Origin of the sequence: Azospirillum sp. TSO22-1 (assembly GCF_003116015.1) — a bacterium.
In the GTDB taxonomy this organism is placed as follows: Bacteria; Pseudomonadota; Alphaproteobacteria; order Azospirillales; family Azospirillaceae; genus Azospirillum.
On the sequence record NZ_LGQZ01000073.1, the window covers coordinates 19,114 to 29,569 of the forward strand.

At 71.2% G+C, this 10,456-nt stretch carries 9 protein-coding genes; 2 read left to right on the forward strand and 7 right to left on the reverse strand.

Features of this window, described 5'->3' with window-relative positions:
* Positions 1 to 25: 25 nt before the first annotated feature.
* A complete protein-coding gene (locus tag TSO221_RS18940; protein WP_109120081.1) occupies positions 26 to 217 on the reverse strand; it encodes a hypothetical protein in 192 nt (63 codons plus the stop codon).
* A gap of 171 nt (positions 218 to 388) precedes the next feature.
* On the opposite strand from TSO221_RS18940, the gene TSO221_RS18945 reads away from it, so the two are divergent.
* Complete coding sequence (locus TSO221_RS18945; protein WP_109120082.1) at positions 389 to 679, forward strand: ribbon-helix-helix domain-containing protein; 291 nt, start codon at positions 389 to 391, stop codon at positions 677 to 679.
* A 28-nt stretch (positions 680 to 707) separates the two neighbouring features.
* On the opposite strand, the gene TSO221_RS18950 is transcribed toward TSO221_RS18945, so the two are convergent.
* The 3 genes from TSO221_RS18950 to TSO221_RS18960 form a co-directional block, all read right to left on the reverse strand.
* The gene (locus tag TSO221_RS18950) at positions 708 to 3,725 is read right to left on the reverse strand and encodes an adenylate/guanylate cyclase domain-containing protein (RefSeq protein ID WP_158284138.1); all 3,018 of its coding nucleotides are present in this window, start codon (positions 3,723 to 3,725) and stop codon (positions 708 to 710) included.
* Between the two features lie 295 nt (positions 3,726 to 4,020).
* A complete protein-coding gene (ilvD, locus tag TSO221_RS18955) occupies positions 4,021 to 5,889 on the reverse strand; it encodes a dihydroxy-acid dehydratase (RefSeq protein ID WP_109120084.1) in 1,869 nt (622 codons plus the stop codon).
* A gap of 188 nt (positions 5,890 to 6,077) precedes the next feature.
* The gene (locus TSO221_RS18960; RefSeq protein ID WP_109120085.1) at positions 6,078 to 6,632 is read right to left on the reverse strand and encodes a DUF2934 domain-containing protein; all 555 of its coding nucleotides are present in this window, start codon (positions 6,630 to 6,632) and stop codon (positions 6,078 to 6,080) included.
* Between the two features lie 380 nt (positions 6,633 to 7,012).
* Here TSO221_RS18960 and TSO221_RS18965 point away from each other — a divergent pair, with 380 nt between their 5' ends.
* The gene (locus tag TSO221_RS18965; protein ID WP_158284139.1) at positions 7,013 to 7,417 is read left to right on the forward strand and encodes a DUF3574 domain-containing protein; all 405 of its coding nucleotides are present in this window, start codon (positions 7,013 to 7,015) and stop codon (positions 7,415 to 7,417) included.
* 59 nt (positions 7,418 to 7,476) lie between these two features.
* Here the strand turns inward: TSO221_RS18965 and TSO221_RS18970 are convergent, their stop codons facing one another.
* The 3 genes from TSO221_RS18970 to TSO221_RS18980 are packed head-to-tail and all read right to left on the reverse strand — an operon-like array spanning position 7,477 to position 10,306.
* Complete coding sequence (locus TSO221_RS18970; RefSeq protein ID WP_109120087.1) at positions 7,477 to 8,124, reverse strand: c-type cytochrome; 648 nt, start codon at positions 8,122 to 8,124, stop codon at positions 7,477 to 7,479.
* 53 nt (positions 8,125 to 8,177) lie between these two features.
* Positions 8,178 to 9,092 carry a glycosyltransferase family 9 protein gene (locus TSO221_RS18975; protein ID WP_109120088.1) on the reverse strand — a complete coding sequence of 305 codons (915 nt, stop codon included), beginning with the start codon at positions 9,090 to 9,092 and terminating at the stop codon, positions 8,178 to 8,180.
* Entirely contained in the window at positions 9,089 to 10,306 is a 1,218-nt protein-coding gene (locus TSO221_RS18980) for an O-antigen ligase family protein (RefSeq protein ID WP_247878128.1), read from the reverse strand. The genes TSO221_RS18975 and TSO221_RS18980 overlap by 4 nt, the downstream gene beginning before the upstream one ends.
* Between the last annotated feature and the right edge of the window lie 150 nt (positions 10,307 to 10,456).

Genomic DNA, 10,456 nt, shown 5'->3' on the forward strand with positions numbered 1-10,456 from the left:
AAGAACGCGGGAAATCTCCCGGCGATCACATGCCCGGGGAGACGAAATCGCGCGACGCCTCGTGGTCGGCGGTGTCGAACGCGGCCTTGTCGCCGATGCGCAGCGACGAGCGGACGGCGTTGCCGGGCTCGGCGACGGCGGTGACGCCACGGGCGTTCACGGCGTACAGACGGCCGTCGGCGCCACGGATCATGGAAGCCTGGGAAATCGCGTTCATCGTTGTTTCCTTTGCTCTGGTTGGGTGATTTGTGATTTCGGCGAGTGACTGTGCGGCAACTGTGGACCCAGGCGTGCTTTCGGACTGTGAAATCCTTCACTGCATGAACGATCCCCGCGCGGCTATCAAAACGGGGATACGCGGCACCTGCGCCGCCAAGGAGGTTCCGTCATGCAGTTGGAAAGAAAGTCCTATGCCGGCGCATCGCGGCTTGCCGACCTGTTCTCGCTCGTCTCGGGGCCGATCCTTCTGGAGCGCACGCTGGCTCTGACCGACGGCCAGGCCCGGCTTTCGCTTGAAACCTCGGTGTGGGAGGGGCTCGACGAAGCGGCGCGGCGCGAGGGTCGGCCGGTGGCGGAACTGTGTGGCGAACTGGATGCCTCGAAGCCTTCGGAAGTGGACCTGTCCACCGCCATCCGGACGTTCGTGCTGGGCTATTACCGTAAGGCCGGCAGTCTCTGATCCGCGCGACCGCGTCCCGCCCGTCGCCTCACGGGCGGGCGGCGCTGCGCGCGCGGGTGCCTTTGCCGAATCCGTTCGCGCACAGATCGGCCAGCGGCGCCATCGAAAGCCGTTGCGCGAGGGTGTGCGCGTTCCGCAGGGCCTCGGCCGCTGCGGCATCGTAGCAGCCGGCGGCCCAGGCCGCCTCCGCCAGGGCGAACGAGGCGCGTGCTTCGTGCGCGAGCCGTCCGGTCGCCCGTGCGAGCTGGAGGGCGCGTTCCGCCTCATCCAGCGCCTCGAGAGGACGGCCAAGCCGGATCAGTGCTTCGGCGCGCCATATGCGGGCCACCTCGGCACGGTGCTTCGTCCCCTGTTGCCGGAAGCTGTTCAGTCCCTGGTCGAGCAGTTCCAGCCCCCGCGCCTCCTCGCCCAGCAGCACGCGCGCGTAGCCCAGTGCGCCCATGACCAGCGGCATGTGCAGGCGCGAGCGCGTCAGTTCACACAGATTGAGGGCGCTTTCCAGGGCGGGCACACTGCGTTCCGCCTCTCCCAGCAGCAGGAGAGCCCAGCCGAAGAACTCGTTGGCATAGACCTTCGACAGGGCGTGGCCGCTTTCCTCCGCGGTCTCCACGGCCTCGGTGCCGGCTTTGAGCGCCGCGGCGGCATTCCCGGTTTCGGCATGGATGCGGGCGAGAATGCTCTGAACACCCACGCTGGCGGCGATGGCCATGCCGTGACGTCTGGAAACGTGCTCGGTATCGATCAGCCGCGCCGCCTCATCGAGCACGCTGGTGGCTTCGGGGAAGAAGCCCTTTTCGGTGAGGGCGCCGCCCAGGCGGCAGAGCAGTTGGACGCGGGTGTCAACGCAGCCGGCGTTCCCAAGCTTGTCGATGCCTTCGCGGCTCAGGCGTATGGCGTTGTCGATGTCGCCGTGCGCCCACTCGAAGGCAGCGTGCACCGAACACGTTTGGGCGAAGCGGGCGCGATCACCGATCGCGAGCGCCAGATGTCTGGCATGTGTCAGATGATCGTTCACGCCGGTCACGCCGCGCGGCAGCAGCGCCCGCGGCAGCGCGATGGACATGTCGATCCGGCGCAGGGTGTTGCGGCGGGTGTCGGGCATCTGGTCGATGGCGGCCAGCGCGTTTCCGTAATGCCGGCTGGCCTCCTCCAGCTTGGAGCGCTGTTCGGCACGGCGGCCGGCAACGCGGCCGTAGGCGTAGGCGGCCGGCCAGATCTCCGCCTGGAAGGCGTGATGCGCCATCAGCTCGATACGGCCGGGCAAGTCGTGGTCGCGGCGCTCGCACAGCGCCTCCAGCACCTGGGCGTGCAGGAGGCGGCGGTCGCCGCGGGTGATGGTGGCGTACGCCACCTCCTGGACCAGGCCGTGGCGGAAGCTGTATTCCAGGTTCGGCAGCAGGCGCGAGCGGCGGACGAACGCGCCGCCCTCCAGTTCGGCGAGTTGGCGCGACAGCTCCGCCTCGCTCAGCGTGCCCTGGCGGCGCAGCAGGGCGACGTCGAAGGACGGCCCGATCACCGCGGCGGTCAGCAGGGTGCGGCGCAGCTCCTCGTTCAGCGAATCGATCCGCGCGGCCAGCAGCCCGTGCACCGACGCGGGCAGGTCGATCCGCCCGACGTCCGTGCCCGGCTGGAAACGGCCCGGAACGCCGACGATGGCCCCGGCGGTCTCCAGCGCGCGCAGCGACTCCTCCAGGTACAGCGGCACGCCCTGGCTGCGGGCGATGAGCACGCCCTTGATGCGGTGCAGCGACGGGGCGGTGCCCAGCCAACGGTTCAGGTATTCCTGTGTCGGCTCCGGCGGCAGCGGGTCGAGGCGGATCGACAGCGCCTCGTCCTCCGGGGTCCACGCCGATCCGCTCTCCGGACGCGCGGTGGCGATGAACAGGATCCGCGCCGCCCCGGTCAGGGCGCGCGTGACCGCGTCCAGCAGCCGCCGCATCACCGGACTCGCCCAGTGCACGTCCTCGACCAGGATCAGGATGGTCCGTTCCTGCCCCAGTGCGACGATCGCCCCGGCCAGGGCGTCGATGGCGGTGGACAGCTGTTCAGCCGGCTGCAGCCCGGTCCACACCCGGTCGGCGACCGGCAGGCCGAGCAGGTCGCGCACGGCGGCCCGGGCGAGCGGGCCGGCGGTTCGCTCCGCCGCGGCGCACAGCGGGTCGTGGCCGCCGGCGAGCGGCAGCAGGCCGGCCGCCACCTGCTCCAGATCCTCCGGCGCGCCGAGTCGGCGGATCGGCGCCTGCGGCCATTGCAGCAGGGCGTGCCCGTCGTCGGGCAGCATGCGCAACGTCTCGCCGACCAGCCGCGACTTGCCGATGCCGGCCTCGCCCGACAGCAGCACCACGGTGCCGAAGCCGTCGCCGGCCGCCTCGTAGGCGGCGAGCAGCGTCTCGCGCTCGCGCTGCCGGCCGACGAACGGGCCGGTGGCGGCGGTCATCAGGTCGGCTGCGGTGCGCCGGCCGGCGCGCACGCTGGCCAGCGCGAACGCCGGATAGGGCTCCGTCTCCGCCGACAGGCGCAGCTGGCCGGCGGGCTGCACCGTCAGGCCGGCCGGGACCAGTTCCACCGTGTCGTGGCTGAGCAGGACGCTGTTCGGCTCGGCCTTCTGCTGCAGCTTGGCGGCGAGGTGGACGCACTCCCCGACCGTGCGGTAATCGCTCCACACCCCGTGCTCGATGACCTGGGCCAGCACCTCGCCCGACGCAATCCCGATGCGTACGGCGAACCCGGAGCCCGGCGCCAGGGCGGCGGTGCGGATGTCCTGCGCGGCGAGGCAGGCGCGCAACGCGTGCTCCTCCAGCGCGTGCGGCGCGCCGAAGATGGCGAGCACGCCGTCACCCAGCATCTGCCCGATGGTGCCTTTGTACCGCTCGACGGCGCCGGTCAGCACCGCCAGCACCGCGCGCAGCGCGCGGTCGGCGTCCTCCGGATCGCGGCCGGAGACCATGGCCGACGAGCCGACGATGTCGGCGAACATCACGGACACGAGCTTGCGCTCGGCCCCGGTTCTCCGCATCGCCTGCTGTTCGGCCTTGCTGGCCATCATCCCATCTCCCAGCCGGACGGACCCGACTCCGCGCCCACGGCACTGCAAAAACATATTACTGCATGCAGGCGGCGGTTTGTAGAGATCGAAGTGTTCCAGCCGGGAATCTTTGCTGCCGGACGGGGGATGCGCGCATACAGTTGTATGCAGGTGCAATTTCCAAGAGAATAAAATTTGCCGCTTTTCCGCAATACGTGGCGCTGCGGGCGGTTGCCCGGCAGGGACTCGGGGCGGGAGCACAAAAAAAGCCGGGACGGCGGACCGTCCCGGCTGTATCGTCGTGCGGCTAATCGCCTCAGCGTTGTACCGCAACGTTCTCCACCTGGGAGACGTCGCGCACCGCGCCGCGGTCGGCGCTGGTGGTCAGCGCGGCGTAGGCGCGCAGCGCCGGGGTGACGACGCGCGTGCGCGGCGCCGACGGCTTCCAGGCGTTCGCCCCCTTGGCGTTCTCGGCGTCGCGGCGGCGCGTCAGTTCCTCGTCCGACACCGCCAGCGTGATGGTGCGGTTGGGGATGTCGATCTCGATGCGGTCGCCCTCCTCGACGAGACCGATGGCGCCGCCCTGCGCCGCCTCCGGCGAGGCGTGGCCGATGGACAGGCCGGACGTGCCGCCCGAGAAGCGGCCGTCGGTGACCAGCGCGCACGCCTTGCCCAGGCCCTTCGACTTCAGGTAGCTGGTCGGGTACAGCATCTCCTGCATGCCGGGGCCGCCGCGCGGGCCTTCGTAGCGGATCACCACCACGTCGCCGGCGACGATCCGGTCGCCGAGGATGGCGTCGACCGCGGCGTCCTGGCTCTCGAACACGCGGGCCGGGCCGGAGAACTTGAGGATCGAGGCGTCGACGCCGGCGGTCTTCACGATGCAGCCGCGCTCGGCGATGTTGCCGAACAGCACGGCCAGCCCGCCGTCCTTCGAGTGCGCATGCTCCACCTCGCGGATCACGCCCTTCTCGCGGTCGAGATCCAGCTCCGGCCAGCGCTTCGACTGGCTGAACGGCACGATGGTCGGGATGCCGCCGGGAGCCGCCTTGAACAGGGTGTGGGTGGCCTCGTCCGTGGTGCGCTTGACGTCCCAGCGGTCGATGGCGTCGCCCAGCGTCTTGGCGTGCACGGTGGCCACAGTGCGGTTCAGCAGGCCGCCGCGGTCCAGCTCGCCCAGGATGCCCATGATGCCGCCGGCGCGGTGCACGTCCTCGATGTGCACGTCCGACACCGCCGGGGCGACCTTGCAGACGTTCGGCACGCGGCGCGACAGCCGGTCGATGTCCTGCATGGTGAAGGGCACCTCTCCCTCCTGCGCGGCGGCCAGCAGGTGCAGCACCGTGTTGGTCGAGCCGCCCATGGCGATGTCCAGCGTCATGGCGTTCTCGAACGCCTCGAAGGTGGCGATGCCGCGGGGGAGCGCCGTCGGGTCTTCCTGCTCGTACCAGCGCTTGCACAGTTCCACCGCGACGCGGCCGGCGGCGAGGAACAGCTCCTTGCGGTCGGCGTGGGTGGCGAGGATGGTGCCGTTGCCCGGCAGCGACAGGCCCAGCGCCTCGGTCAGGCAGTTCATCGAGTTGGCGGTGAACATGCCCGAGCACGAGCCGCAGGTCGGGCAGGAGTTGCGCTCCATCTCCGTGGCCTCTTCATCGGACACGGTCGGGTCGGCGGCGGCGACCATGGCGTCGATGAGGTCCACCGCCTTGGTCTTGCCGCGCCAGTTGACCTTGCCGGCCTCCATCGGCCCGCCGGAGACGAACACCGCCGGGATGTTGAGGCGCATGGCGGCCATCAGCATGCCCGGGGTGATCTTGTCGCAGTTGGAGATGCACACCAGCGCGTCGGCGCAGTGGCCGTTCACCATGTACTCCACCGCGTCGGCGATCAGCTCGCGGGACGGCAGGCTGTACAGCATGCCGTCGTGGCCCATGGCGATGCCGTCGTCGATGGCGATGGTGTTGAATTCCTTGGCGATGCCGCCGGCCTTCTCGATCTCGCGGGCGACCAGCTGGCCGAGGTCCTTCAGGTGGACGTGGCCGGGCACGAACTGCGTGAAGGAGTTGGCGATGGCGATGATCGGCTTGCCGAAGTCGCCGTCCTTCATGCCGGTGGCGCGCCAGAGGCCGCGCGCACCCGCCATGTTGCGGCCGTGCGTGGACGTGCGGGAGCGGTAGTGCGGCATCGGGTACACCCTCGAAAAAGACGATTGCGAAAAGACCGTTGGGGCCTGCGGGCAACAAAATGGGCCGCAACACTAGCAATCCGAGGGTGAAGATTCCAAGCGCCGAGATTCCCCGACCCATGCGGCGGTCGCCCGGCAGCCCCCCGCTGCGCGCCGGGGGCCGCTGGACGGGGGTCGGGAAGCCGCGCTCAGGTGCTGGTGGCGTCCTTCTTCGCCGCCCGCGACGTGCGGCCGCGCGCGGTGGCGCCGGGCGACACCGTGGCCCCGGCCTCGGCGCCCGCCGCGGCCTTGCGGGTCCGGCCGCCGGTTTTCTCGGCGCGGCCGCCGGCCACCGCCGACAGGTTCTCCGCCGCGGCGCGGGTGCTATCGGCGCCGGCCGCGGTCTTGGCGCGCGTCGTGGTCTTCGAGGTGGAACCGTTCGTCTTGGCCGACGAGCCGTTCGTCTTCGCCGCCTCGCCACCGCCCTTGGCGGTCTCGGAATTCGCCGCGCCGGCCTTCGCGCTTTCGGCCTTGGTGGCGCCGGTCTTGGCAGTACCTGTCTTGGTGGTCGCCGTCTTGGTGGTCGCCGTCTTGGCCTTGCCGGCGCCGCCCTTGGCGCCACCCTTCTTTTTGCCGCCATCCTCCGCATTGATCTCGGCGGCGGCGCGGGCCCAGTGCTCGTCGTGCTTGCCTTCCGGCTGCCCCTCGCGCTCCCAGATCTCGTGTGCGCGCTGGCGGATACGGTCTTCGCGGTCGTCCTGCATCGACTCCTCCCAACTGCCGAACCGTTCGGCGCCCCCATCGGATATTCGGCGGGTCGCGAACGGGTTCCCGCCTTCAACGCCGAAGTGGTGCCCAGGTTGCATGGTGCCAAGTCATAGACGTGACAAATCCTTGGCAAACATTGCCGATACCCCGGGTGAGGCACCGCATTCGGTGAATTCGCCGATCGCCGCGGCGGAACCCAGTGCGGGCGGAGCGGCTGGACATGAAGGCGATGCGGCGGGCAACGCGGTGACGCGGGCGTCCTGAACAGTGTCCCTTCCGGTGCGTGCCGCCTTCGGCTTGGCAACGGGCTCCCGGGGGCGCGGTTCCGTGCTATCCAGGGACGTATCACGGACGGGAATCGGGAGTGCGTGTGGTGGTGGTCCGGTCGTCTCTGCGGCGTTTCGCCGCGCTGTCGCTGCTGCTGCTGTCGGGGTGTGCCGCGGCGTGTCCGGAAGGGTTGAAGCCCGGCGTGGCGACCACGCTGTTCTTCGGCACCGCGCGCCGCAACGCCCCCGACATTGGCGAAGCAGAGTGGCGCGCCTTCCTGGCCGACACGGCGGTTCCCGGGCTGTCCGGGCTGACGGTGACCGACGGCCTGGGTCTCTACCGCGAGAAGGACGGCAGCGCCGCGTCCGAGCGCAGCAAGGTGGTGGTCACCGCCCACCAGGGCACGCCCGCCGAGATGCGGGCGATCACCGAGGTGGTGGAGGCGTACAAGCGGCGCTTCGACCAGTGGGGCGTCGGCCGCCTCGACCAGCCCGCCTGCACCGGATTCGACTGAACGCCGTTGCAGATTCCTGGAATGGCTTCCCGGCGGCGGGAAGCGGGAAACCGTCCGGATCAGTCCTGCGGCAGCTCGACGACGAGATCCTGGACCTCGCGGTAGAAGGCGGCGACCGCCTTGATGTCGGCGTCCTTCAGCTTGGCGGCGACGTTGCGCATCATGCTCAGGTTGTCGTTGCCGCGCTTGCCGTCGCGGAAGGCCTGGATCTGCGCGGTGATGTAGGCCGGATTCTGGCCGGCCAGCGCCACGATGTCGTTGCTGCCGTCGCCGCCCTTGCCGTGGCAGGTGTCGCACGACGTCACGGCCTCGCCCAGCACCGCCAGCTCGGCGCCGCGCTCCAGCAGATCCATGGCCGCACCCGGGCCGGGGGCCTTGCGCACCGGCTGCGCGGAATAGAATGTCGCCACCGCCTCGCTCTGCGCGTCGCTCAGCGCCTTGGCGATGGGGGTCATCATCGCGTGCTCGCGCTTGCCGGTGCGGAAGTCCTTGAGCTGGCGGGCGATGTAGTCCTTGCGCTGCCCGGCCAGCAGCGGGAACGGCCCGGTGCCGGAGTTGTGGCAGTTGTCGCAGGCGGCCACGTTCGGCTTCAGGCCTTCCCTGGCGATGGCCTGGCCCTGCTGCGCCGCGGGGTCGGCCGCCGACGCGCCGGTGGCCATCAGAAGGCCGGCAACGGACAGAACGGTCAGAAGCGTCTTGCGGAACATGGGAGGCGTCCTTGGGTGAGCGGTCTTTCTCGTTGACCACACCCAAGCAAGGGCTATGCCAGCGCCCGCGCCCTCCCGATGGCCTCCAGCACCCCCTCCACGTCCATAGCGTCGAAGGCGGGGCGGTGGTGCAGCACCACGCGCCGGCCGCTGGCGTGGATCGGGTTGGAGGCGTCGGAGAACAGCGCCACCGTCGGCCCGCCCACCGCCGCCACCAGATGCGTCGGCCCGGTGTCGTTGCCCACCGCCGCCCAGGCGCGCCGCGCCAGCGCGCCGATCTCGGCAATGCCGGTCCGCTCCGTCAGGTCCAGCGCGGCGGGGCAGGCGGCGGTGATCGCGGTGGCGAGGTCCTTCTCGATTGCGGTGCCGAGCACCACCGGCCGCACGCCGCGCTCCGCCAGCGCCCGCGCCAGCTCCGGATAGCGCGGCCAGCGCTTGTCCGGCCGCCCGGCCGAGGAACCGGGGATCAACAGCGCGTAATCGCCGTCCAGCCCGAAGCGGCCCACGTCGGCGTCCAACCAGGATAGATCGGGGTGCGGCGCCGGCGTGATGCCGAACGGGCGCAGCTGGCGCTCGTAGCGTTGCAGCACCGGCACCTTGCGGCGCTTCGGGTAGGAATCGTCGTGCGAGGCGAAGCGCGCGGTGCCCGACCACTCCGGCCAGGGGCCGGGAAACAGCAGCCAGAAGTACCGGTCGGTGCGCCCGGTGCACTGCAGGTCGTAGACCCGGTCGAACCACCCGCCGCGGATCATCCGGGGCACGGTGACGTAGGACGCGATGGAGCGAGGATCCTCCCACACCGCGTCGAACAGGCCGCTCATCCGCGCCAGCGGGGCGAGCTGCGGGATGGTCAGCAGCGTCAGCCGGTCGCCGGCGTGGTGGCGGCGGATCGCCTCGAACGCGGTCTGCGCCAGGAAGAAGTCGCCGAAGGCGCCGAGCTTGATGACGAGGATGCGCCCGCCGCTCATCGCCCGCTCCGCGGCACCCGGGTGGCCAGCACCAGCATCAGCCCGGCGGCCAGCATGCCGGCCATCCACCACGCCTGCCAGATGCCGTACGCCGTGGACACCATGGCCAGCGCCGCGGTGAAGGAGGCCAGCGCGTAGGGCTGGTCGTCGCGCTCCAGCCGGGCCGTCCCGGCCAGCACCAGCAGCGCGATGGCCAGCGCCAGCGCCGCGCCCGCCGCGCCCAGCTCCAGCCACACCTGGAGGAAGGCGTTGTGCGGGTGCAGCGGCAGCAGGCTCTCGGTCAGCGGGTCGAACTGCGAGGTCTCGCCCATCGGCTTCAGCGCCCGCGAGGCGTCGATTCCCTGGCCGAGCAGCGGCGTCTCCAGCGCCCGCCCGGCGGCGCGCCACCAGATCTCGACGCGGTGCTGCGCCGAGCGGAACAGCCACGGCGCATGATCGAGGTCGAGCACCCGCTCGAACAGCCACGCCGCCGGGATGGCGCCCGCAAAGGCGGCGGCCAGCGCCGCCGCCAGCGCCCGCCGCGTCGCCGACGCCCAGCGCTGCGCCGCGAGGAACACCGCCAGCCCGAGGCCGACGCCGACGATGGCCGAGCGGCTCGGTTGCAAGAGGCTGAGCATCGCATAGCCCAGCGGCAGCGCCGGGGCGATCCACCGCATCCCGTGCCGCCGCAGCACCAGCGCCGCCGGCCACACCAGCAGCGCCAGCAGCGCCGCGGCACGCTTCGGCACGTTGCCCTCGGTCACCGAGAGGTCGTCGGCCGCCTTGCCGTTCACCCAGCGGTGCAGCGGGTGGTCGAGCGCGTTCTCCACCGAAAAGATCAGGATGCCGGTCAGCAGCCCGCCGACGAACAGCCAGCCCAGCCGGCGCGCCGCGTCCTCCGGCAGGTCGGCGATGCAGGCCCCGGCCAGCGTGGCGGACAGCGCGATGTAGCCGATCTCCACCACGGTCAGCGCGGCGCGCCCGGACGGGCTCCAGGCGGCGCTGGCGGCGGCGAGCGCCAGGAAGGCCAGCACCGCGGCGCTCGTCCACCGCTCCGGGCGCAGCCGCGCCGGCGCGCCGCCGCGGGCCAGCAGCACGCCGGACAGCACCATCAGCGTCAGCGCCCACACCGGCAGCCCGCGCGGCACCAGCCCGGCCAGCGGCCCAAGCAGGGCGACGGCTGCGGCGAAGGGGTAGGACAGGATCGTGTCGGACAGCGCGTCGCGTCGCGCCATGGGAGCCAGCATGGCATGCGGCTTAACAGGAGGGCGGGGGGAAACACAAGCCCTCCCCACGCTCCGCGGGGGGCGTGGAGCCGGTGCCGTAGGCAACGAGCGCCGAAGGCGATCGTAGGCGGAGCGCGGTCGCCCGACTTGCGGGCGACC